Here is a 24,634-nt window from a genome sequence, read left to right as displayed (position 1 = left end):
TCCCTGTGACCCTGCACGACGCCGCCGCCGGGTCGCGCAGCACCGCCGCGATCTGGTGGCCCCACCGCATCACGTCGTCGGCGTCGTGCAGGGTCACAGGGACGACGGCGCGGGCGGCTTCGGCCGGGGGAAGGATCTCCTTCAGCAGGACGCCGAGCCCGCTCCTGCCGCTGATCAGGACCGGCGTACCGGCCACGACCGCTTCCAGCCCCACCAGCCCGAAGCCCTCCGCCCGGGACGGCATGAGCGCGAGCGTGGCCCGCTCCAGATCCTGGTCCAGCCGCTCGGACTCGGCGGAGAAGGGCCGGACGGTGACATGGAGCGCGGGATTGTCCGCCCAGCCGACGACGGCCTCGCGCAGCGCGTCGCAGCCCGCGGGTGAGGCACCGCGCACCAGCAGTTCGACCTCGGGTTCGGCGTCGCCCCGAAGACGCAACGCGTGCGCCAGGGCCCGGGCACCGAGGTCGACGCCCTTGATCTGCCAGGCCTCCATCCGGCCCATGAGCAGCACCTGGAGCGGGCTCCCCGGAGTGGGCCGCCGTGCCGTACCTCCGACACGGTCGAACCCGGGATCGAGACGCAGCGGCTCAGCGCTCCCGGGGAACACCGAGAGGTCCCGCAGGAGCCTCTGGTGCAGCCGGGGTCCGACGGCGGCTGCCCAGGTGGCACCCCGCGCCAGGTCCAGTTCCAGGCCGGTGCGGGTGTCGGCACGAAGTCCCGCGTCGTCCTCCCGGCCGGGACGCCAGGGCTCCAGTTCGTCCGGCGCCACATGCACCAACTGAAGGAGCGGGACGGACGGGAAGTGGTCCTCCACGCAGCAGCGCGCCGCGGGCCCGGTGATCCGGCCGTGGCCGATCACCAGATCCGGCACGGTGCCGTGCGGCAGCGGGGGCTTGCGGACCAGCCCGGTCCTCGGGTCGTGGCCCGGGACGCCGGCCGCGGTGATCAATCGCACCCCCTCGGCGGCGGCCTCCCGCGTCTCGGCCTCGTTCGCCTCGATGACGACGCAGTGGACCGAGGCTCCGGCACGGGCGAGGGCGAGGCACAGATCGCGGCTGAGGGTGCTCAGCCCGCCCGCCCCGGAGTGCCATTCGGTGGCGTAGGAAAGGAGTTTGGGTGCGTTCTTCTCGATCGGCATGGCCGTATCCGAACAAGCCGCCCGGCCGTCCGGCATCCCCCTTCCGGGGCGCCCGCCACCCGGATGGACAAGCGCACAACACGCCGCCTGCGGACATGCTTTGCTTGCCTTCCGGAAAGTCTTCCGGGCCGGAAGCCCGAAGGCGCAGTGAGAAGGGGCCGGTCGGATGGCGGACCACAAGCGGCGGCTCTTCCAGGGGAAGATCGGCGAGGCCGTCGCGGAGTTCGGCAGCTTTCCCCTGATCGCGAAGCGGGGCCCGGTCTCCAGCAGCACCTGGAGCGACGTGGCCCGCGGCAAGACCCTGCCGAAGGCCGAGCCCACGTGGCGGAACATGCTCGCCGTCCTGACGACACTGCCCGCGGACAGGTTCCACGACGTCGACTGGGACAGGCTCTACCGGGAAGCCTGCCGGGAGGCGGGCAAGGTGCTCGCGGACGAGCTGCCGCCGCAGGTCCTCGCCACGCCGGCGGGACCGGAGGTGCCCGCACGGCTGCACCTCGACCGGGGGCTCGCCTCGGTCCAGGTGTTCGCGCTCCCGCCGATGTCGCGCCTGGAGATCGTCTCCCGGGAACTGGAGGAGGGCGACGGCCGTCCCCTGCTCCTGATCGGGGAGGGCGGACTCGGCAAGAGTGTTCTCCTCGCGGAACTGGCCAGGCATCTGGGCCGCGGGTCCGGCGCGGTCGTCCTCGTCCCCTGTGCCCGGATCCCGTCCCACACCGACCTGACCACGGCCGCGTCCGCCGACAGCGCGCTCGCGACGGCCGCCGGGCTGCCCGAGGCGAGCCTGGTCGCCTTCGTGGAACGACTGGGTGAGCTCTACGGCGGGGTCCACGTGCTCGTCGACACCCTCGACGTGGTGCTGACCGAGGACACCGCCACCGCACTCACGGACCTGCTCGGAGAGGTCGCCGAGCACGCCCGGCTGATCGTCACCTGTCGGACCCGCGAGTACGACGACCTGATCGGCGACCCGCTGCGCGGCGCTCGGTTCGGCGACCGGCCGTGCGAGGCAGTCCGGATGCCCGTCCTGAGACGGGAGGAGATCCTCCAGTGGGCCGGCCACTACGTACGGAGCCTGGACCGCAGCGACCATGAGCGGGAGCGCTTCATCGACCGCCTCTCGGACGTGGTGTCGGCGGCGACCGTCCAGCAGGTCTGCGCGGTCCCCCTGCGCCTCGCGCTGGCGTGCGACCTCTACAGCACGGACGACCGCATGCCCTCCGACCTCACCATCACCGGCCTGTACTCCGCCTACTGGGAACGGCGCATCGCCCGCGACCGCGACGGCCGCCGCACCAGCGTCGCGGCAGCGCGTGAGGCCGCCGCGCTCACCCTGGCCAGGGCCCTGCTCGCGGCGAGCTCCGACCGGCTGGCACTTGAGGAGGCCGCCGCCCGTCTGCCGCCCGAAGTGGACGCGCTGCTCAGCGAGGGCGTCCTCCAACTCCAGGGCGGACGGGTCGGGTTCTTCCACCAGACCTACGCCGAGTTCGCGATCGCCCTCCTGCTCGCCCGGGAGAGCGTCGCCGCGGAATTGGAGGATCTCGGCGGCCGGCTGGCCGACCACCACTCACCGTTCTGGCCCGTCGCACGGCACCTGCTCCAACTGCCGCACACGACCGACGCGCGCTTCGCCGAACTGCGTGCCGTCGTACCGCTGCTCACCTCGCAAGGCGCTCATGTCCAGGTCCTCGCGGCGCTGGCCCGCGAGGACCCGGTCACCCTCCTCGATCTGGTCGCCCAGATCGGCGAACACGACCTCACGCTGCGGAAATCCCTGCTGCCCCTGCTCGGCGACGCACGGGAGACCTGCGCGGAGGCCGCACTCCAGATCAGTGTTCCCCTCCTCGACGACATCGAGAGCAAGCAGGCCGGACTCGCCGCCCAGACCGTGGGGTCGCTCCTCGCCCGGACGGACTCACAGCTCCGGCGGAACCTGTTGCTGACAGCCCTGGAGACGATTCTGGGGCGCCGCGAGGAGGGCGAACACCACTTGCCGCACACCACCTGGGTACCCCTGCCACAGGCCCTGATCAGCGGCACTCTCTCCAGAGGACCCGACCCGCTCCTGGAGAAAGGGCTGTTCGACCGCTACGCCAGACTCGGCGTCCTCGGGCAGGAGGAGATCCTGCGGACGTTTCTGCGCCGGGCCCGAACGGGCATCGGCGTGCCGCCTGAGCAGTGGCGCACGCTCGCGGCCGTAGCCCTGGCGACGGAGCTGCCGCCAGGTCTGTCCGAGGAGGAGCAGGCCGAACTGCTCGGCCGGTTGTGGGAGTCGGCGGAGGTCCGGCACGACCGGGCGTGGGAGCGATGGCAGGACGTCCTCGGTGCCGAGCTGCCCGACCGGTGGCCACGCGCCCAGATCCGCTTCGTCGTCGAACTGGCCAACGATCCGCTCGTCCGCACCGAGCTCCTGGACGACCTGCTGTACGACGTCTCGACGGTCCGGCGCGAACGGCTGCTCGCCGTCGCCCGTTTCGTCGCCGATCGAGATCCCGGCGCGATCGTGGCGAGCCTGCCCGCACTGCCCCGTGAACCCTCGCGCACGATGGTCGGTTCCATCGCCAAGCTCGCCACCCAGTGCGCGAAGGCCCTGGAGAGGCCGGCTCGCGAAGGGCTCATCACGACCCTCGTCGCCGCGGAGGCCGTGGAGCCGCGCAGGGTCTGGCCCGCCGTCATCCAGCTCGCCGGTGCGGACCTCGACGTCCATGACGCTCTCCTCGACCGTTTCACCCGGCTCGACCAGGTCCGCGGCACCACGTGGGAGACCGCCAGGAACAGCGCGCTCCAGACGTGGTTCGACACGGCGCCCCTGGAGTTCCTGCGGCGGCACGCCCCGACCCTGCACGCGCTGCTGCCGGCCACGCAGAAGAACACCCGGGTCCGCGCCACGCTGGAGGGAAGACTCGCGCTCTTCGACGACCAGGCCCGTGCGTCGGTGGGCCGGACCGTGGTGCACGGGTCCGCGCAGCTCAGCGCCAGCGAGGCGGCGCGGTCGTTGTGCCGGTCCGCGGCGGAGCGGGACGCCGCCCTGAACGTCTCCGAGGCGCGCTGGTTCCTCGGTCTGCTCGCCACCCCGCATGCCGGGGCCGCCACCGAGATCGCACGGGCTCTCTCCGACGAGACCCTCCTGCCCGATCCCACGCTCGCGCTCGTGACCTCCACCGACGCCGTCCTCGTACGGCACCGGCTCGAACAGGCCGTGTCCTCCGGCCGGAGCACGGATCTGCCGACCACCCTGGTCGATCTGCTGGCGCGGATGAACCGGGTGGCGCCCCTCCCCCAGGACGAGAGCCGCCGCATCCTCGATGTGGTCACGGCCCCTGCCCTGCGGATCTCCGAGAGCTCCGCCGTGCCACTGGGAGCGACCGCGCAGAACGAACTCGCCACGGACTTCGGCTGCTGGGGCGCCGCGGTGACCCGGCTCGCCCTGCACAGCCTTCCGGTCGCCGAGGTGGCGGCGTCGGTTCGCCCCGTCCTGTCCGGCTGGGACCCCCGCCAGATCGGCAACCGAGTCGAACGCGACGTGGTCACCCTCCTGATCGCCGTGCTCCACCATCACCCGCCGTTCGCCGACTGGCTGGTCAACGAGCTGTGGCCGGCCGCGGGCCCCGGCATGAAGAGGGCGATCGCGGAAGCCTTCGTCGTCCATGAACGCCGCACCCCGGGGCACCACGCCCTCGTCCTGGCCCAGTCCCCGAACTGCCCACCCGACCTGGCCAACCGCATCCGCACGCTGCTGCGCCACTGAGCGTCCCCGACGGACATCGGGGGCTGCCCTGCTCAAGCCCAGCCAGGACCTACTGGCTATAGCTGCAGGCCTGCTCGATGCGGAACACGTCCCGCGCGGGGCCGGTCAGCCCTCACCGCCCGCGCAGTGGCGTTGTGGCCGACTCCGGTGCCCAGGCAGTGGTCGACCACCTGACGGGCACAGCGGGGTCGGCCAACGCTCACCGGGTGCTCGCCTCCGAGGGCAAGGTCTCCGCGGGCTTCAGCCGGACCTCCGAGGACGAGGAAGGCGACGTCCGTTCCCGGCTGACCGTCGAGGACGTCGTATTCGCCACGGTCACCAGGTGTGCGCCACGTCCACCACAAGATGGTTGGCCGTCTGGAAGACCCGGAACGGCAGCCGGGCGCGGACGCCCAGTCCGGCCTGGGTGTACCCCTCGGAGCCACCCGTGACCTTGAACTCGCGGAAGGTCCGGTACCCGGTGACGTCGACGGACGGCAGCGCCGGGTAAGGCTGTCCGGTCGCCGGGTCGTAGCGCGAGGAGAACAGCGAGATCTCCAGAATGGCGCCGCCCTTGATCGGAACCACGATGTCGCTCGGGTCCTGGTGCAGTACGTCGACGTAGCGGACCGAGTAGCCGATCGCGTCGGCCCCCGTGCCCTGGGCGTCGAAGACCAGCCGGTCGTAGCACTCGTGCTGCCCGACCCGCACGTCGGTCAGCCGCCGGTTGGCGACCGGGGCACCGGTCTTGTCCAGGCTCCCCCACGTCACGGCACAGTCCACGGCCGCCGGCGCGGCCACCGCCGGAACCGTGCCGGCCAACAGCCCACCGCCCGCCAGCATCATCGCGGCCAGTGCAGTACCTATCCGTCGCATGACTACCCCCCGGTTGCTCGCCTAGGTGTGTGTCCTTTCAGACCGGCGGCCTCCCGGAAGGTTGTGCGCGGCGGAACAGTCCATTGCGACGCAGAGGCCCGTCCAGCACCAACTACCCCGAAAACCACAGGACTTCCCGCCGTTACGGCTTACGCGCAAGCCCACCGTGCTCGGCGATGACCGCCGGGACACCCGAACCGGCCTCCGGACGCCACTCCGTCACCGAGACGACACCGGGCTCGACGAACTCCAGGCCGTCGAAGTACGCGGTGATCTCATCGATGGAACGCAGGTTGTACGGAACGGCGCCGCTGTTGTTGTAGGCGTCCTGGGCCTGCTCGAAGACGGGGTCGATACCGCGCGACCCGTCGTTGATGGAGAGGTAACTGCCCGAGGGCAGGGCCGCCATCAGCCGGGTGACGATGGAACGGGCCTGCTCGTAGTCGGCGACATGCCCCAGGATGTTGCTGAGGATGAGCGCGGTGGGCCGACCGAAGTCCAGCGTCTCGGCGGCGACCTCGAGAATGCGGTCCGGGTCCGTCACGTTGGCGTCGATGTACGCGGTCGCGCCCTCCGCGGTGGAGTACAGCAGGGCACGGGCGTGGGCGAGCACCATCGGATCGTTGTCGACGTAGACGATCCGCGCCTCGGGAGCGAGCCCCTGCGCGACCTGGTGGGTGTTCTGCGCGGTCGGAAGCCCGGTACCGACGTCGAGAAACTGCCGGATGCCGGCCTCGGAGACGAGATAGGCAATATTCCGCCGCAGGAACCCTCGGCTGGACCGAGCGATGGTGACGATCCCGGGAAACACCTCGGTGTACGCGTCACCGGCCGCCTCGTCGACGGGGTAGTTGTCCTTGCCGCCGAGCCAGTAGTTCCAGATGCGGGCGGAGTGCGGCACGGATGTATCGATCTTCTGCTGCTCCGCCGGCTCGGGCGTGGGCACGGGGTCGCTCATGAGTCGGGTACGTCCTTTGGGCGGGGCGGGGATCGATGGGGGTTATTCGCGGCACATCCTAGGCCCAACTCCCTTGTCCGGCGCGCTAGTCCGGGTGTTGCGAGTGGTGTGCTGCACAGGGGCAGACGAGCCTGGCCATACGCCGGGTATTCCGGGAGCACCTTTCTGACCTGAAGCTTTCCGGGATCGGACCGGCTGTGACAGGTTGAAGAGGCGATCGCTCTCTGCTTGGCCCGAACCCGCCGAGGCCGGATCTTGTGGACCCGGATGCTGTGGTCCCGGAATCGCCGCAACGGGAAGCCGCCCAGGAATTCCTGACGGATCGTCATCGCCCTGGTGTGATCCGCGGTTTTCCTGTATAGCCGCCATGGGACCCTCCGTGACCTGAATGCCGACAGGTCACGGTGCGTCTGGACGTCAGGCAACAGCAAAAGCGGATGCCCCAGAGGGGGGGCCGTCATGCCTGAACAGATCCGTGGCCCGGTAGGCGTCCTCGTCCGCGCCCTCGGGGAGGAAGCGGCTGGCCCTGCCGCTCCAGGTGACGATGAGCTCGTCGCGCGCGCGGGTGGCGGCAACGAACACCAGGGAACGGGCCTTCTGCTCCTCCTGCTTGTAGCGATCGGGATTCGTGACCCGGTACTGCTCAATCCGCTGGTGGGGGACCTGACCCTCGCCGACGGACGTCAGGAACACTCGCTGGAATTCGAGGCCCTTGAATCGGTGCATCGTTCCGATGCGAACCGCCTCGGCATCGGACCGCACGCCTTCCTTGCCGAGTTCCACGGCCGGAAGGTGGAACTCCTTGACGAATACGTTGGCGAACGCCAGGACGGAGTCCCGGTCGGGTGCGCTGACCGCCATCGCCGAGTACGGCGTCCCGTAGCTGTCGTGACGCTCTTTGATCAGCGTGGCGACGGCGCGCATCTCGGTCAGCCGGTCGGGTGCGCGCCAGAACTGCGGGGCGAGTCCGGTCAGCACCGACCGGTAGCCGTCGAGGGTGTCGGTGCCTGCGTCGAGGTCGTCGAAGGGGGCTCCCTCGATCAGGCGGTTGGCGCTGCCCAGGATCTGCCGGGTGGTGCGGTAGTTGAGGGTGAGGCGGCGGGAGGCGCGGCCCCGGATTTCGATGCCCTGGTGGCCGAGGACGACCCTGCTGCCGTAGATGCGCTGGTGGGCGTCTCCGACGAGGAAGATGTCGTTCGGTCCTCTCCGGACCATGGCGCGCAGCATGCGCCAGTGCGAGGCGGAGAGGTCCTGTGCCTCGTCGACCACGACGTGCTGGTAGCGGGGCCTCAGCCACATGCCGCTGCCCGCCTCCCGGTGGACGAGGTCCCGGCCGCCCTGTTCATTCTTGTAGCGGGCCTGTTCCTCGACTCGGGCCATGCGCTGCTGTTCGAGTCCGGCCGCCTGGTCGGCGATGAGCGCATACGTCGTCCGTCGCGGCGGTGTGTCCAGGTGAGCTCGGTAGGCCTGCACAAGCTGCCAGACGTCGTGCTTCTGGGCGTTGCCGAGACGAGGCCGTCCTGGCCGGCCAACGCGCCGGTAGGACTCCCACGAGCCGCACCGGTTCGCGAGGATCACGTGCTTGAACTCGCTGTCCAGGAAGTCGGCGTCGTACTGCACCAAGTTCAGCTCGGTGCGCACGGCGTGCCACAGGTTCATGGCCGCGTCGTCGTCGAGCGGCCGTCCCACGTCCAGGCGGGACTCCTGGACGATCTCGCGGGCGAGCGCGTCGACGGATTTGACGTCGACACGGCGGAGCAGATCGTCGCCGCCCAGCAGCCGCAGCCGTTCCTTGAGATCCAGGGCGAGGTTGGTGTTGTAGGTGGTGAGCAGCACCGGGCGGGTGTGACCGGGGGGCAGCCGGTCGACGAGGTGGCGTACGCGGTGCAGGGCGACGACCGTCTTGCCGGTGCCGGGGCCTCCGGTGACCTTCGCCGATCCCTTGAAGTCACCGGTGGCGAGCCGCCGTTGTTCGGGGTGGAGGAACAGCCGCCAGGTGTCGAAGCCACGGCCCAGCGCGCCGAGGACGGCATCGTCGTCGGTCTCCGCCTGCGAGACGGGACGCTTGGCCGCCCGCGCCCAGTCGTGGGTGTTGACGTCGTCGTCGGCACGCCACTCGTCGGTGATGTGTCGCCGTACGTCCTCGGGTTCGGCATGGTCGCGCAGGGCGAGCAGGACATCGCGGGTGAGTTCGGGGAGGTTGTGGGTGAGGAGCTTCGCGAACTGTTCGTCCGTGGTGACCTTGCGGATGGCCGGCAGCAGTGAGTGGACCACACCGAGATCGATGAGGGTCCGGTCGTCGTACGCGGCGAAGAGCGGGGTGGCCCGGTCCGGCAGAGCGACGACGTTCTCGCTGACCTCGCTCTGGTCGACGACCTCGACGGCGCCCGAGACGGGGTTGATCTCCACGGTGAGCCGGGCGAGTTCGTCTCGGGCCCGCGCTCCGTCCCGCACCGCGAGGACGCGCATCTCGTCGCCGCCGTCGGTCGACAGGAGAAGCACCATGCAGTGCGTGTCCGGGTGGGCGAGATACAGGTCCCCGTTGTCGCCCGCCTTGCGCAGGAAGGACAGGCGCAGGGCCCGGTTCTTCCGGTTGTCGCGAAGCCGCTGGACGAAGTCCACTACCGCGTCCGAGACGGCCACGCCCCGGCGCTCGGCGTCTCCGGACGCCTGACGGTTGACCTGGACCCGTGTCCTGGTCCGGCCCCCCGGCCTACCTGCCCCCGTCCCGTGGTTCATCCCGCGCCCCCTTCCTCGCCCACCAGACGGGCGAGTTCCTCCACGTCCCAGTCCTCCGGCGCGCGCACCTGCCAGCCGGCCACCGCGCACTGGGCCATGTACTCCACGTCCTCGGCGTCTTCCGCCAGGACGATTCCGATCTTACGGCCGGGCCAGGCGAGTTCGACCGTGCGTGACACGCCCTCGACGTCCCAACTCGCCTGGCCCGCCGGGATGTCTCCGCGACCGGCCAGGGCCTCGCCGAGTGCGGCGACCTCGGGGTCGCCCCATTTCTTCAGTTCCCCAAGGACAAGGTCCCAGGCCGTTCGCTCCAACGGGGTCATCCTGTCCGCCTGTTCGGGTGCCGGCGCCTGTCCCCGGGCACTGTCCTCGGGCAGGGTCAGCCCTGTTCCCTGAGCCTCCTCGCGCAACGCGGCCAGCAGTCCGCTGACCGGTCCGGCCGTGGCGGCGAGCAGGGCCGCGTCGAAGGTGTCGAGCGTGGTACGGGCCAGGGCGAGGCCGTCGGCCTGGCCAGTGCCCGTGGGGTCGAGGAACTGGATGACGTTGCCCCAGCACAGCCACGCCTTCCACCGCCGGCGATGGTCGTCCCGGTCGCCCTCGACGGCCTCGGTCCGGTCGTCGAGCACGGCGAGGGCGCTCCACCGCAGCCCCTTGCCGTCTGGGCGCCGGGCTCCGGCAAGGAGGAGCGGCAGCCCCGACCCGTCCGGGAAGGACAGCAGCTTGAGCCCGTGTCCCGAGACGGCCGGGGCGGGCTCGTCGCGCAGGGCGGCCTCGATCCAGCCGACGGCCGTGACCGGGTCCGCGTCGACCAGGTCGCGCCTCCGCTGGGCGGCGGGCGCGCTGACCGCGAGCGTCGCCAGTTGCTGCCACTTGTTCAGCCGGGGGTCGCGCAGGAATCCGAGCAGCGAGGGGATCGCTCCGGCGAACAGGAGTGCGTCGATCTCCGCGGGGTCACGCCGTGCGCTCCGCCATTGTTCGCGCACCATCGCGCCGGGGCCCGCGACCGAGGTCACGTCGTACGGTGGCCAGGCGGCGTCGGCCGCGCGGCCCGCGATGACGGCGTCGAGCGGGTCGGCCGGCGCGTCCGGGTCCCGTGCCGCCTCGCCCTTCAGGGTGCGGTCCCAGACCGCCACGTCGTCCCAGGTGATCTGCCAGACGAGTATCCCGTCGGCGCGGAGCCGGGCCCGCTTGGCCGCATCGGCGGCGATCCTGTTGGTGCGGGACGAGGCGTGCCAGCGGTATCCGTCCAGGTAGACGGCGATGGGGAGCGGCGGGGCCCCGTCACTGGTGGTGTCTCCGGCGACCGGCCGGAACAGCAGGTCAGGGCGAGTGCGGTAGCCGTGCAGGTCCTTCTGGGCGACGACCTCCCAGTGGACGGGGCTGCCGTCGGGCCGGGTGAGGGTAAACTGTTTACCGTCCCGTCCGGTGGGTGTCGAGGCATGGCCGGCCTCGGCCGCGTTGCCCGGGATGGCGAGCCACCGGTCGAGGCATTCGATGAATCTCCGCTCCAGGTCGCTCTCCGCCTGGTCCGCGAAGCGGAGTTCGGCGTCGGCCGCGTCCTTGCGGACATCCCATCCGCTGCTGCCGTCGGCGCCCAGCAGACTGTCCAGCATCCACAGGGCTTCCTGCCGGTCGAGGTCCTTGTAGTCCCGCTCTGGGGCATAACCCAGCAGACAGCGGTGGCAGGCGCGGCGCGGGGTGCCCTTGCAGGGGCAGTCCCGCAACTCCCGCTGGGCGGCGGCCAGTACGGCCCGGAACTCCTCCCCCTCGCGGTCGACGAGGCGCTGGAGATAGCCGGTGCCGCCGGGCAGGGCGTCGTAGAGGACGAGGTAGTTGCGGGTGAGCTCGCTCTCGCGGTCGGGCTCGGTGGCGGGGGCGGAGCGGATATGGGCAGGGTCGCCGCCGTAGCGCAGGGCCAGGCCGAGGTGGAGGGCGGCGGAGAAGGAGGCCAGGCGTTCCGGGACGTTCAGCGTGGCGGCCGGCAGCAGGATGCGCAGGGCCTCCGTGCGATGTTCGGTGGCGGTGATGACCGGGACGTCCTCCGGCCTGGCCTGCTTGTCGCGGCGCCGCGTGACGCACCACGGCCGGTGATGCGCGAGTTCGGCCCTACCGAGCAGGGACTGGCTGAGCGTGTCCTGAGCGGGCCCTTGACCGGACTCCCGGTCGGTGGCACCGCCGCACCGCGGGCACACGGTGAACCCGGTGATGGCCACTTCGGTGCCGGCGAAGTAGGTGTCGTTGCGCCTGCCGTGGCGGCTCTTGCCGAGGTTGAAGCGACGGATGACCGCCTCGCGGACGTGGTCCACGCCGAAGGTGGTCTTCTGGTGCCGCCAGGTCTGCTTGATGTCGGCCGGGTCGATGTCGACGGCGGTGACGGTGGTGTACGGGGTCCGCGTGCGGCTTTCGTGGTCGTCGACGATGCGTGCGTCATCCCGCTTGTCGTGGGCGGTGACCTTGCGCGGGACCACCACCCGGAACAGGGACGTGCGCCCGCCGATTCCCGGGCCGGCGCAGCGCGGACACGGTGCGGTGTCCTCCTCGGCACGGTCGCCGGTACGAACGTGACCGCATTCCTTGCACACCCGCCACGTCCGGAGCCCGACGGGCGTACCGTCCGGCGAGTCCTGGGAGACCGGGCCGAGTTCGAAGCCGTCGACGACGTGCCGGTACCCACGGACGTAGTAGGCGTTGCCCGGGGCGAGTTCGGTGAGGGCGGCCTCGGCGGGCCGATCGTACGTCCGCGGGTCATTGCTCCAGCGGGCCTTGGGCGTCTCGCCCGCGTCCGCCGCACCGGCCGCCCGCCCGGCCGGACGTGCCTTGCGCGCGGGCTGCTTGTAGCTGAGCTGGGCCTCCAGCCGTACGCCGTCCTCGACGAGGCTGTAGTTGGGAAGCAGCCCGTGTTCTACGAGGAATCCCTGGGCGTTGGCCTGGGCCATCTTCTGAAGGATCTTGGACACGCCGGCCGCTTCACGGTTCAGGTTGCGCTTCTCACGGGCCTCGTCGTCCACGGACTCCTGGAGTGAGTCGGCCGCGTCGTTGATCAGGCCGCGGCGCCGGACGAGTGCGGCACGCTCCTCCTCCCAGGCGTCCGCGGCCCGGTCCAGCTCCTCGGCCAGCCGGTACTCGGCATAGCGTCGCAACGTCTTGCGAGCGTCGCGAGAGACCCCGGATCCAGGGACTCCGTCGATCTCGGGGAACAGGCTCAGAAACGCGTCCGCGAGGTCCACGCGTCCCTTCGTCGCGTCGCGGAACGTCTTCAACCACCCCTCACGGCCTACCAGTTGGGTCGTCCGGTCCGGCAGGGGAATCACTCCCGGCAGAGTGCCCCGGGCCGCCCGGTCGATCAGGAACGCGGTGTACTGGCGGCACAGCAGCTCCCCCGCGGACAAGAAGCAGCCCGGGGGCAGGATGGGGCCCGCGATGAGGTGCTGCGGTTCGGCGAGGTGGTACAGCGCACGGGGGCTGGTGTCGGCCAGGGTGACCATGAAGGCGTTGCCGGTGGCGCGGCCCGCGCGGCCGACGCGCTGGACGTAGCCCGCGGTGGACGGCGGCAGCGAGGCGAGGATGACCGCCTCCAACTGGCCGATGTCGATGCCGAGTTCGAGGGTCGGGGTACAGGAGAGCACGTTGGGGTCGGTGTGCCGCAGCCCGAGCCGGAACCCCTTCTCGACCTCCTCGCGCTCCTTGCGTGCCAGGACACCGGTGTGCTCGGCCGCGACGACGCTGTACGGCTCGGCCTCCCGGTACAGCCGCCTGTAGTAGTCGGAGCGGTAGTCGCGGGCCGCGCGCCCGCCCGCCTCCTCCGAGGGCCGGGCGAGGGTGCCCTCGCAACGCTTGAGCGGGCAGTGCGTGCCCTGCCAGACGGACGCCCGCTCGGGCGGCACGGTCTGGGTCCAGCCGCATTCGGGGCAGGTGAGAGCGGCGAGCGCCGTCTGCGCGTCGTCGAGCGGGCGCACCCGGATGTGCCCCGGGGTCAGTCCGTACACGCCGTGCCCCTGTTGCTTGTCGGCCTGGTTGGTCCGCCGTCGGGCCAGGGCGCCGATGTCGTCACGGGCGAGTTCCTGGAAGAGTTCCGCCAGGTAGTCCCCCGCGGTCTCCCGGTCGAGGTCGAGGCAGCGCCGGGTGAAGTCGGCGTACCAGCTGTCCCTGGTGTCCACCCGTTCGAAGTCGGTACGTCCGCTGCCGGCGCCGACGAGGACGAACGCCGGGGCCTCGAAGTCACGGCGGTGGCCGAAGGAGGGCATGCCCGGGGCACGGCCCGTGGAGACCCAGTGCCGGTTACGGCCTTCCTCGTCTATGAATTCGTTCAGCCAGGTGTGGTGGATGCCGCCGATCTGGCGGATGTGTTCGAGAAGGCCTCGTACGTAGCCCTCGAAGTAGCGCGATCGCTCCGGGCCGCCCTGGGCCGGCACGGTCGCCTTGTCATCGTCCTCCGCGCCCGCCGCCAACGGCAGTTGCCTGGCCCGCTGCCGCTCCATGTGCACGCGGTACAGGGCTTCCGCCGCGTCCGCCGCCGCCTGGGGGGCGGGCAGGTGGACCTCGGCGGCGACCGTGCGGGTGAGCTCCAGCGTGCGGCCGAGGCGGGACCAGAGGCCGAACTCCAGCAGGGTGTTGAAGGCGAGGCGTTCGCCGACCAGTTCCCAGGTGGACTCGTGGACGCGCTTCTTGCCGTCGAGCAGCCGCTTGACCCCTTCCACGTCGTGCAGGTCGGGCGGCACGACGGAGGCGAGAAGCCGCTGCCCGGGGATCGCGGCCCGGCCCACCATGGAGGAGATCAATTCGTTGAGCGGGACGCCGTCGGCGGCGAACTCCGTTTCGGCGGAGGTGCGTTCGGTCAGTTGCTCGTGGATGAGAGAGCGCAGGGAGAACTTCCAGGAACGGCTGGCCACGAATCCGGCTCGGTGGGCCGCGTCCTGCACCGAGTCGTTGAAGATCAGTGTTTTGCGCCGGTCGCGCTTGTGCTCGTCCTCGCTCGGCAGCTCGCCGCCGGTGAACAGTTGGGTGACGACGACGGAGGCGAGCGGGGCGACACCGGCACCGAGGAAGCGAATGCCCTGGGCCTGACCGCAGGCCGGGCAGCGGTCCTGCTTGGCGTAGTCGCTCTGTTCCTGGTTGTCGAACCAGGTCCACACATAGACGCCGTTCTCCGGCGCCGGGGCGATCCGGTCCCCGGCGAGCAGGACCTCGTCCGGGTCGAGCCTGCGCAGCACCTTGCCGTTGTCCTCCAGGACCAACAGGGTCGCGTCGTGCGCGGCACCCCGGCGGGCACGGCGGGCCGCCCGGCGCGCGCGGATGGCGCGGGCCTGCTCGGCCGCCTCTGCCGGAGTGGCGGCGATCATGGCACGGACCCGGCCCTTGGCGGCACCGCCGGTCACACTGGCGCTGTAGATCTCGTCCGGTGCGTGCACCAGGTTCTGCGGGTTGCGGTCGGGGCAGATCGCCGACCAGCCGGAACGCCCGCAGTGCCGACAGTAGGCGGCGGGCAGCCGCCCGGACCGCTGGACCTCTCGCCGCCGCTCGACCTGTGCGGCCACACTCAAGGCCCGTCGCTCGGCGTCCGCACGGGCGGGCTCCGCACCGGCGGCGCCATCAGTCCCGGTTAGGGCGGCCTGGTCGGTGTCCGACCAGGAGAACACCGGCCGGGGTGCGACGAACCGCAGCACGCGTGAAAGCGACCGGAGCCACAGGTGCGTCTCCACGAGGAGCAGGGGCCGCTCCTTGTCGGCGGGCGACTTGGGGTCGCGGGCCACCGAGATGAGCGCTACGAACCGGGCCAGGGCGATGGCGGCGGTCTCCGGATCCTGCTCGGCCGCCGCCCGCCACGCCGACGCGTCGGGAAACGCCTGGAGCGCCGCGCCGGCCGTCAGGGGCGCGTCCTTCGAGCGCAGCAACGCGTGCGTGAGCGGATGGGCCAGTAGCCGTCGCCCCAGCTCGCGCGGATCGGCGGTGTCGCACCCGACGATCGCGCGGGCGACGGCGTCCATGCCGTCCGGTGTCCGCGCGGGGTCGGGCAGGGCGACGAGTTCCTCGGGCGACGGCACGGGCAACGAATGATCGACGCCGGACAGGAACTCCTCGATGTCCCGCCGGTCCTCCCCCACCACCGCGTCGTCGGGGAAGGGTGTACCGAACACCTGAGAGGCGACGTTCAGCATGGCTCGGGGGCCGCCCGCCGTGCTCCCGGAGCCGAGGGTCGCGGAGGTTGCCACGGGACAGACGGACCCGAGTGGCCGCCCCTCCTCCGCCGCCCCCACGACGGCCGCGAGCCGCCGCAGCAGCATCGCTACGTCCGTGCCCTGCGCGCCGTCGTACGTGTGGAACTCGTCGATCACGACATACGCGAGGTCCGCGTCCCGCCACAGCGAGGCGTCCTGCTGCCGCTGGAGCAGCAGGTCCAGCATCTTGTAGTTGGTGATCAGGATGTCCGGTGGATTGCGGCGGATCTCGGCCCGGTCGACCATGACCCGCTTGTAGGGCGTGGTCCCGCGAGCCGACGCCTCACCGATGTACAGCCCGGCCGTGACCCCGGCGGCGAGCAGTCGCTCGTCCTCCAGCTGGTCACCGAGACGGTCGGCCTGGTCACCGGCGAGCGCGTTCATCGGATACAGCAGGATCGCCTTGATGCCCGCCTTCCCCGCTTCCCGCGCGCGCCGACAGTGGTCGAGTACGGGGATGAGGAAGGACTCCGTCTTACCGGACCCGGTACCGGTGGTGACGAGCGTCGGCTGGGGCAGGTGTCCGTCCTTGCTGCTGAGCCGGCCGAACGCCTCCGCCTGGTGGGCGTAGGGCGGCGGGAAGTCGACCGGATACCAGTCCAGATGCCGCTGCCAGCCGTCCTCGGCGGGACGGAAGGGTCGTCGGATCCGCAGATACGGTCCCCGGAAGAGCCCGTCGGCCGGGTCGGTGAGGAAAACCTCCAAGGCCTCCTGGGTGTCCGGCTCGGCCAGCGCGAAGGTCGTGGTCAGATACTCGACCGTCGTTTCGCGCAGTGTCTGCGCCGCGAGTGTGGGTCGCATGACGTGCCCGGCCCCCGTCTCCTGGTGTCGTCCCGTGATCGGAATCGATCGCGTTCCACTCTACGAGGAGTCACTGACAGTGCACCGGGAGATCGCACGCGGAGCCCGTACAGGCGGGCGATCAGTCGACCGGAGCGGGTGGGGCGGCCGGTCAGGAACTCGTCGCACCGGCGGGGCTCCAAAGTCGGGTTCAGGGACGCGGTTAATCGGCTCTGTTCCGTCATGAGCCACGCTATTCTGACCCGGCAGTCCGCCCTTGGACTGTCCGGCCCTGCGGCGGGCCAGGTTCTCCCGACTGTGGCGGCACCGCCGCCTGACCCGTAGATGTGGGTGCGGTGTGAGCGAGCAGAACGGTGTCGAAACGGAGCTGGCCGATCTTCGGGCTGTCGGTCCGGAGGAGATCCTCACTGTGGACACACCAGTCATGAAGGCGTCGATGCGCCGACTGTTGAGACGGATCGACGATCCCGCGAGCAGCATGGGCGGTTACAACCCGCAGCGCGACGAATAACCCGGCGGGTGTCGAGATGACGGGAACAGCGGGAACACGCGTGGAGACACAGCAGCATCGCGTGGGACAAGCGGACTACCGTCAGCTGCTGCACGGCCAGGGCGGCCCGGACGCCATCACCCTGCTCAACGACGGCGAGCGCAGTTGGCGGATCCTGCTGCTCCGGGCCCTGGCCGACGCGACCGAGGATGCCGTGAGCCTTTCGGTAACAGGCCCGCTTCCCCCGCTCAAGGACGGCTGGCGGTTGCTGACCCGCGCCTGGCGGACCGCCCCCGCCGAAGTCGAACGGCTGCTGCTGTACCCGGCGGTCGGTACCTGGGCCGCACACACATTGCGCCGGGTACGCGGCACGGCGTCCGGTGACTCACCCCTCTGGGCCGAGACCGGTTACCTGCACGCGGTGGCCGCCTCCGCCGCCACGCTCGCGGGCCTCGACTTCCGTACCAGCGTGCCGGTCCGTGACGGCTGGGCCGTGCTGCCCTGCCTCGGCGGCACCCGGGTCCGAGCGACAGCGAGCCCCTGGGGCTCTGTGGACGTAGTCGCCACCGCCGGTACCGTGAAGGTCGGCCCGGTCGCCGTGGGAGCGGACGGCTGGCACTGGCTGCGTGAGCTGCGGGCCGACGGCCACACCCTGTTGCTGGACGACATCGACCCCTACCGAGGACTGCGTGAGCCTCGGTCCCCCGAGCCCGTCGACCCGGCCACGGCTGCCCGCTGGGGCGAACTCTTCGCCGAGGCTTGGAAGTTGCTGGACCACGACGACCCCGAAGCCGCGGGCGCCGCTGCCGCCGGACTGCGCTCGGTCGTACCCCGGCCCCGGTCCGAGCGGTACCGGCCGCACAGCGCTTCCTCCGGGGACGCCTTCGGTGCCGTACTCGCATCCGAACCCGACGACGCCGAACAGTTCGCCTGCACCCTCGTGCACGAGTTCCAGCACCACAAACTCGGCGCGTTCATGCACCTGTTCACGTTGCATGAGGACGGCGGCCCTGAGCGGTTCTACGCCCCTTGGCGTGACGATCCCCGTCCGCTCGGCGGGCTCCTCCAGGGCGTCTACGCGTTCTTCGGGGTCACCCGCTACTGGCGAGGGCGGCGACAACTGCCCGGCGATCTGGCGGAGTTCGAGTACGCGCTCTGGCGGGAGCAGACTCTCGCGGCGCTGCACGGGATCCGGCCGGCGCAGCGTCTCTCCTCGCTGGGGCGGGAGTTGGTCGACGAGCTGACTCAATGCCTGACGGCCTGGAGCGGCGAAGTGGTGGACCCCAGAGCCCGGGACGCGGCCGCGCTCGCCGCGGCCGATCACCGGGCCACCTGGCGGGCACACCACCTACAGCCGCCGACCGACGCAGTGGCCCGTGCCGCGCATTCCTACAGCCCCGCAGGCGACGTCCCTGTCGTGCTGCCCTCAGCCGAGGGCACCCTCGTTCCGGCGAAACCGCAACGGGGTCTGGACACCCGCGCGGTGCTGCTGCGTCGGCTGCTCATGGACGGCACGGTCACCGAGACCGTCGAGGGCGCCCGCCCGGAGGACATCGCTCTCGTGACCGGCGACCACGACACCGCCCGCGCCCGTTTCACCGACCGGATCCTGCACGTCGGCGGTGCGGACCCGGACGCCTGGTCGGGCCTGGGCCTGGCGCTCCGCGCCCAGGGCCATCCGGCGGCCGAAGTCCTGCTGCGGCGACCCGAGTTCGTGATGGCCGTCCACGCCGCGCTCAGCCAGGACACCGACACCGATCCCGTGCGCCTGGCCATCGCTTGCAGCCCCCGCTGATCACAGCGGCAGCGGGTCGATGAAGCAGTTGGCGCGCTCCCAGTTCGCCAAGGTGGTCGTCGCCGGGTGCTCGGGGCCCAGGCGTTCGCGCAGCTCGGCAAGGATGATGCCGTGCAACTCGTCGCACTCCTCGTGGCGGTCCAGCGCGTGCAGGTCCAACGCCCGGTTGGCGGCGAGGCTCAGCGTCGAGGGATGCATCTCGCCGAGCACTTCCGTCGAGTACTCCAGTGTCGTCGTGCCAAGGTCCAACGCGTCCTGGTGACGCCCGAGTTCGGCCATATCGCTGGCCAGGTTGGTCGCCACCACCATGGTCAGCGGGTGCCGTTCGCCGAGCCCCTCTACCAGCGTGGTGTGCGCGTCACGGTCCAGTGCGTAGGCGGAATCGAAGCGGCCGTCCATTCTGTCGATGATCGCCAGATTGGCCTGGGCCGACACCGTGTGCGGGTGCCGCTCGCCGAAGATGCGCTGGTAGTGGCCGAGGGAGGCTTCGGCGAGTTCACGGGCCCGGTCCAGATGCTCGGTGTAGCGCAGGTCCACCGACAGACCCAGGGCGGCCGCGATGGCGTCCGGGTGTTCCTTCCCGAACCGCCCCTCCATCACCGTCAGGACCCGCTCGGACAGTTCGAGAGCGGCCTCGTGGTCGCCCGCCTTCCGCCGGGCCACCGCGAGCACCCGGTTGGCGTGCAGCACAGCCGGGTTGTCCTCCCGCAGGTGGCGCAGGTATTGGCTGACGACCTCCTCCTGGCGGTTACGGGCGTGCTGGTAGAGGCCGAGTTCGCGTTCGTCGATGGTCAGGCCCACCCGGGTCAGCAGGGTCTGCTCGTGTTCGGCGCCGAGCAGCGTCTGTTTCAACTCCCAGGTGTTGCGGTCCAGTTCGTACGCCTCCCGGAAGCTGCCGACCAGTCGCAGGGCCACGCCCAGATTGTGGGCGGCGTTCAGGGTGAAGGGGTCGTCCTCACCGAAGGCCACGGTCGCGGTGTCGAAGACACGTCGGCTCTGCTCCAGAGCCTTGCGGAAGTCTCCTTTGACCCGCAGGTCCGCGGCGACCGCGCCGATGGCGTCCAGCTGGCTCTCCCTGGCGTCGACCGGTCGGGTCGGGCCCGAGGGGGTGAGGGCCTCATGGGCGTTCAGCGTCGCCTCGTTGATGTCCGCGGCCTCGTTGTAGCGGCCCATGCTGAACAGGATCCAGCCGAGCCAGAAGGCCAGTTGCAGGGTCTTCTCGTCGGAGGCACCGAACAGTTCGGTGGCGGCCCGGTGCGCCTCGCGGGTGAACTGGAGGGCGCTCTCGTGGTCGCCGAAGCGCTGAAGATAGCGCGCCGTGTTGTACACCAGGTCGCGGACCCACGGGTCGGTCGAGTGGATGGCGTCGGAGGCCACGACATGGGGGTACAGCTCCGAGTAGCGGTCCCACTGCGCGTTCGCCTCCGGGTCGCGGGGGTCGACGGACGCCAGCAGCGACTGCGCGCCGAGCCGCATGCGCTCCCGTTCCAACGGCGTCATCCGCTGCGAGAGCACGGTCTGCACCAGCCGGTGCATCTGGAGCGAGTTGTCGCGGGGGTCGATACGGGCCAGTGAGAACCGCTTGATCTCGCGGATCGCCCGGCCCAGCCGCATCGGGTCGGCCAGCGCGGCATCCAACTCCGGTGAGATCGTGCCGTGGTGGGCACCGGAGAACAGCGAGCGGGGAATCGGCTCGGGCGCGAAATAGGAACATACCTGGAGGAGATGGAGCGCTTCGGGGTTGGTGTGCTCGATCCTGTCGAGCGAGACGTTCCACGCCGTCGCGACGGACTCCGGGTACAGGTTCGGCGCCCCCTCGAAGAGCAGGTCGCTGCGCTTCTCGTAGAACAGCCGCAGATATTCCTGCGCGGGCATGCCGGTCTGTGCCCGCCAGGCCGCCGCCTGCTCGATCGCCAACGGCAGGTCACCGAGGGCCTCGGCCAGCAGGTCGGCGTCCTCCGGACTGAGCAGGGGGCCGCGCTTGTTGAGCAGCGCGACGCTCTCCGCCCGTTCGAAGACGTTCACTTCGAGGCAGCCGGCGATGTCCTCCCAGTGCGGGTTGCGGGAAGTGATCAGGACGGCACCGTGCTGCGAGTTCGGGAGGAAGGGCGCGAGGCTCTGCGCGTTCTCCGCGTTGTCGAAGACCAACAGCCAGCGGGTGTACGGCACTCCGCGGCGCAGCGCGTCCAGCGCCTGGGTCACGGTGGCGCTGGCGTCGCCCTCCGCATCGATGTCGAGTCGGCCGGCCAGGTGCGAGAGGACGTTGACGATGCCGGGTGTGTGCTCGCTGGGCACCCAGCACACCAGGTCGTAGTCGGTCTGGTGCCGGTACACGTACTCGATGGCGAGCTGGGACTTGCCGATGCCGCCGAGCCCGTACATCGCCTCGGGGAGGACCGCCGTGGGGTGGAGGTCGGCGGTCAGTCGTTCGGCGAGCTCGTCGAGGAGCCGTTCGCGGCCGGTGAAGTTGGGGTTGCGTGGGGGGACGTTCTCCCACACCGCCGGGGAGGGCCCTTGCGGCTGACGCCTTGGCACGCTCGGCGGTTCAGGAGACTTCGCCGGACCTCGCGTCGGCTCGGCTGTGCCGGAGTCGGTGGCGCTGGACATGGGGTCCCCCCGCGGTGTCATGGCGCCTCGCCGTAGACGAGGCCGGGCAGGTTCTCCGGGGTGTCGAAGATGACGACGAAATGACGGTTCCAGAGAGATCCGCCGGATCCACCGGATCCACCGGATGCGGGACCGTCGCCATCGTCCTGTCCCAAGTGCCGTACGTCGAGACGCCCTTCGGCCATGATGCGTCTGTGGAGGGCGGCGAAGTCCGGTTGTGCGCGCGGATCGTGACGCCACATCACCAGCGGGACGCCATGCCTCAGGGCCAGGCTGACCTCACGGCGGCCGATGTCCGAGCCGGGCTTCTCGGTCAGCAGCACACCCCCGACGGGTTCGGCCGCGACCGTGTCGGTCTGATCCAACGCGGCCACCTGGAAGAGCAGTTCGCCCGATGTCCGACGGGTGCGCCGCCAGTGCTCCTGCCACACCGCGCGCCACGTCCGGTTCTGCAACCGGTCCAGGCTGTGCACGACCAGCGGGAAGGAGGCGGCCTCGTGGGGCAGCCCGCCGGAGGCGATCAGCCGGTCGGGGTGATCGATGAGTTCCAGCGGCAGGATGTACTCGATCTCGATCCGGCCGTCGAGCACCCCGTACACCTCCCGCAGGGTGCGGCGGGCCGACTCGACCCGTTCGAGCAACTGATTGAGCGGTATGACCCGTTCGGCGAGCGGCATCGGCAACCGCCGCCAGGCACTGGGCCGCGGCCGGCACTGGAAGTAGAACGACACCGTCCAGCGGTCCGGATCACTGTTCGGATCCGGAGTCAGCTCGACCAACAGGCGCGCAGAGGTGGGTCGTTGTACGGGAGCGCTGATCAACCGACGCCGAAGCTGGTCCACTTGGTGGGCATGGCCGCCGTACTCACCGCTCGCCGCGACCCTCGGATCAACGCCTTCTCCTTCCTGTCCGGCCATGTCCCGCCTGTTGATGTCCAGTTGGACCGCCCACCGCCGGTTGTACTGCCGCACGGTGTCGGCGGTCGAACCGCCCACCGCGCTGGCGAGCAGTTCCAGAAAGCGCAGTTGCTCGGTGTCCGTGCCCACGCACAGCAGACGTACGAACGCTTTCCAGGGCTCGTCGCAGCGGGCCGGCAGCGACGTGTCCGCCCTGCCTTCGACCGCCTGGGCGTAGAACGAGGGCACGGGCACGCCGTTCAGGTCGTCCTGCACCAGTTTCCGCAGGGCGTCACGCAGTCCGAGCCAGATCTCGGCTCCCATGACGTCCAGGGCGCGGAACTCCTCGGCCAGGAAACACAGTTCGCCGATGGTCGCCTCGTCCTCCTGATACGCCTCGGCATAGGCGGAGGCCAGGATGGTGAAGCCGTCGGGACGCGGGGCGAGCCGGTCGACCAGCGCGGCGAGGACGGATCCGTGGTCCAGAAAGACGATCTCGGGATCCTGAACCATGTCCGGCAGCAGCCGGGCCAGCAGCGCACGCCGGGAGTCCTCGGTCTCCAGCGGTTCGGCCCGCTCCAGCCGCAGCCGGACAGCGGCGAGCACCTTGCGCCGATTGTGGGCCGCGCCCTGCCGGTGCTCCCGCCAGTGCCGCTGGAACCCGGGATCCGAGGTCAGCCGGGTCACCGGAAGGACGCTGAGCCGACGGACGTCGCCTTGATCGCTCCCGACCACGACTCCGATCACCGCCCGCTGCTCCTCGATGAGCACGGCGGCACCCGAGATGCCCTGCCAGCCCGCCGGACTCGGGGGCGTGTCCTCGGCGCTGACCTCGACGGTCCGCATCTCCGACCGGCTGAGGTTGGCGGGCCGCAGCCGTCCCCCGCTCTGATGGACGTCGTAGGCATGCTGTTCGGTGTACAGGAACGCGGGGAAGCCGAAGATCTCGAACTCGGTGATGGCCGTGCCCTGCGAGCCCAGCCGGGGCGGGAACCGGGGGTCGGGCGGCCGCCACCCGGCACCGGTCACGACAAGCAGAGCGGCGTCCGGATCGGTGGAATCACCACCCGCCCCCACCGAACCCGCCGCGGACCCCGGCCCGGCCGACCCGAGCCATACGATCTCGCAGCGGTGCCAGGGCCGATAGGGCGGGACGTTTCCGCACCGGACCTCGATGACCACCTCACCGCCGTGCGGACGAGCCGCGGGCCACACCACATGCGCCGCGGTCAGTACCAGATCCTCGTCGAGCAGCCACCCCGATCCGTGCCCGACTATCCGTCCCCCGGAATCCCGCAGGCTGATCTCGACCAGCCGGTCCGGGGTGCCATCGGCTTCGTCGTCCGCCGAACCGCCCCCCGGCGGCTCCTGCGGAAGGGCTCCAGCCACCGTGTCACCGCGCCGAGCCGTCAGTGTGATGCGGAAGCGAACTGCCTTGAGGCGGTGGACTGTTGCGGGGAGGAGCGCTGTCGCGCGCCCGTCCGTCCCCGTCCGTCACATTGATCGAGCCACGCGGCTTGAGCGAAACGACCAGCCGGGTGGCGTTGCGCCGCGTCCACGTCCGCCCGCCCTTGGCGGTCACAAACCAGGCCACGCCACCTTCGGCGCTGTCACTCCGCTCGGCCTCGACATCCAGCTCCACGCTGATGTCCTCGACACTGAAGCCGATGGTCCTGCCCACTCCTTGCCGCTGCGCGGCCTCCAGGTCCGTCCGCAACGACTCGATGGCCTCGGCCAGCGTCAACCGCTGCAAGTTCCGCCCCATTCGGTCCCCCTCCGAAACACCCGCGCGGACCACGTGCGCGTATGCCAAGGTCTCATGCGGGCCGACACGGCGTGGCCTGTTCGCGACACAAAGTCCTACCATCGGTTTACCCACACGACACGCCCATGACGCGTGAGAGATCAGGCGGAGGACAAGGAGACAAGGGCGCCTCAGAGCCCGTATTCCGCCCACACCGTCTTGCCCGGCCCGTCCGCACGCGGGTGCCAGTCCCAGCGGGCCGCGAGCCGCGATACGAGGAGCAGCCCGCGCCCGCTCTCCTCGGCGCCGTCGGCCTCCGGAGCGGTGGTGGGGCGTCGGGGCAGCCGTTCGGCGCGGGTGTCGGTGACCTCGATGCGGACGGTACGGCCGCCGGCGTCCGCCAGGGTGTGCACGCGGAGGTGGAAGTCCCGGCCGGGGACGTGGCCATGGCGTACGGCGTTCGCGGTGAGCTCGGCGACGATCAGTACGAGGGTGTCGTGCGGGTCGGTGCCGTACGGGATGCCCCACGCGTCCAGGCGAACGGCTGTCAGGCGGCGGGCGAGGCGGGCCCCTCGGGGTGTGGAGGTGAAGCGCATCTCGAACGTGCGGGTGGCCGGTGGCACGTCGGGAGTGGGGGGCGTGGTGGGG

At 70.7% G+C, this 24,634-nt stretch carries 12 protein-coding genes; 3 read left to right on the top strand and 9 right to left on the bottom strand.

What is annotated here, in order from left to right:
* Positions 1–1,138: glycosyltransferase family 4 protein (locus JHN63_RS31640; RefSeq protein ID WP_200687082.1), on the bottom strand; the 1,138-nt coding region annotated here is incomplete at its 3' end.
* 166 nt (positions 1,139–1,304) lie between these two features.
* On the opposite strand from JHN63_RS31640, the gene JHN63_RS31635 reads away from it, so the two are divergent.
* Positions 1,305–4,886: an AAA family ATPase gene (locus JHN63_RS31635; RefSeq protein WP_200687080.1), complete on the top strand. Its 3,582-nt coding sequence runs from the start codon at positions 1,305–1,307 to the stop codon at positions 4,884–4,886.
* Between the two features lie 315 nt (positions 4,887–5,201).
* Here JHN63_RS31635 and JHN63_RS31630 read toward each other — a convergent pair whose 3' ends face one another.
* From JHN63_RS31630 to JHN63_RS31615, 4 genes are all read right to left on the bottom strand, one after another.
* Positions 5,202–5,741 carry a hypothetical protein gene (locus JHN63_RS31630; RefSeq protein ID WP_374222961.1) on the bottom strand — a complete coding sequence of 180 codons (540 nt, stop codon included), beginning with the start codon at positions 5,739–5,741 and terminating at the stop codon, positions 5,202–5,204.
* Positions 5,742–5,883: 142 nt separating this feature from the next.
* Positions 5,884–6,699 (bottom strand): SAM-dependent methyltransferase, encoded by an 816-nt coding sequence (locus tag JHN63_RS31625; protein WP_200687078.1) that lies wholly within the window; start codon positions 6,697–6,699, stop codon positions 5,884–5,886.
* A gap of 417 nt (positions 6,700–7,116) precedes the next feature.
* Positions 7,117–9,342 carry a UvrD-helicase domain-containing protein gene (locus JHN63_RS31620; RefSeq protein WP_200687076.1) on the bottom strand — a complete coding sequence of 742 codons (2,226 nt, stop codon included), beginning with the start codon at positions 9,340–9,342 and terminating at the stop codon, positions 7,117–7,119.
* A gap of 92 nt (positions 9,343–9,434) precedes the next feature.
* The gene (locus JHN63_RS31615; RefSeq protein WP_200687074.1) at positions 9,435–16,454 is read right to left on the bottom strand and encodes a DEAD/DEAH box helicase; all 7,020 of its coding nucleotides are present in this window, start codon (positions 16,452–16,454) and stop codon (positions 9,435–9,437) included.
* Between the two features lie 337 nt (positions 16,455–16,791).
* Here JHN63_RS31615 and JHN63_RS31610 point away from each other — a divergent pair, with 337 nt between their 5' ends.
* Together JHN63_RS31610 and JHN63_RS31605 are read left to right on the top strand one after the other, a co-directional pair.
* Positions 16,792–16,965, top strand: coding sequence for a hypothetical protein (locus JHN63_RS31610; protein ID WP_200687072.1), 174 nt, complete (start codon positions 16,792–16,794; stop codon positions 16,963–16,965).
* A gap of 40 nt (positions 16,966–17,005) precedes the next feature.
* Positions 17,006–18,739, top strand: coding sequence for an HEXXH motif domain-containing protein (locus JHN63_RS31605; RefSeq protein WP_200687070.1), 1,734 nt, complete (start codon positions 17,006–17,008; stop codon positions 18,737–18,739).
* Here JHN63_RS31605 and fxsT read toward each other — a convergent pair whose 3' ends face one another.
* The 4 genes from fxsT to JHN63_RS31585 form a co-directional block, all read right to left on the bottom strand.
* Positions 18,740–21,238 carry an FxSxx-COOH system tetratricopeptide repeat protein gene (gene fxsT, locus JHN63_RS31600; RefSeq protein ID WP_200687068.1) on the bottom strand — a complete coding sequence of 833 codons (2,499 nt, stop codon included), beginning with the start codon at positions 21,236–21,238 and terminating at the stop codon, positions 18,740–18,742.
* Positions 21,239–21,363: 125 nt separating this feature from the next.
* On the bottom strand, positions 21,364–23,631 hold the full coding sequence (locus JHN63_RS54395; RefSeq protein WP_200687066.1) for a hypothetical protein: 2,268 nt from the start codon (positions 23,629–23,631) through the stop codon (positions 21,364–21,366).
* 4 nt (positions 23,632–23,635) lie between these two features.
* On the bottom strand, positions 23,636–23,986 hold the full coding sequence (locus JHN63_RS31590; RefSeq protein WP_200687064.1) for a trypco2 family protein: 351 nt from the start codon (positions 23,984–23,986) through the stop codon (positions 23,636–23,638).
* Positions 23,987–24,177: 191 nt separating this feature from the next.
* Positions 24,178–24,634 (bottom strand): ATP-binding protein (locus JHN63_RS31585; protein WP_374222960.1); only part of this gene is annotated, 457 nt, incomplete at its 5' end.

The sequence above is a fragment of the Streptomyces sp. MBT65 genome, from assembly GCF_016612545.1.
Classification (GTDB): Bacteria; Actinomycetota; Actinomycetes; order Streptomycetales; family Streptomycetaceae; genus Streptomyces.
This window is presented reverse-complemented; position numbering and strand designations above follow the sequence as displayed.

Bases quoted from the DNA above. Each gene is read 5' to 3' on its own strand.
- JHN63_RS31635 (WP_200687080.1), top strand. From the start codon at position 1,305: ATGGCGGACCACAAGCGGCGGCTCTTCCAGGGGAAGATCGGCGAGGCC.
- JHN63_RS31630 (WP_374222961.1), bottom strand. From the start codon at position 5,741: ATGCGACGGATAGGTACTGCACTGGCCGCGATGATGCTGGCGGGCGGT.
- JHN63_RS31625 (WP_200687078.1), bottom strand. From the start codon at position 6,699: ATGAGCGACCCCGTGCCCACGCCCGAGCCGGCGGAGCAGCAGAAGATC.
- JHN63_RS31615 (WP_200687074.1), bottom strand. From the start codon at position 16,454: ATGCGACCCACACTCGCGGCGCAGACACTGCGCGAAACGACGGTCGAG.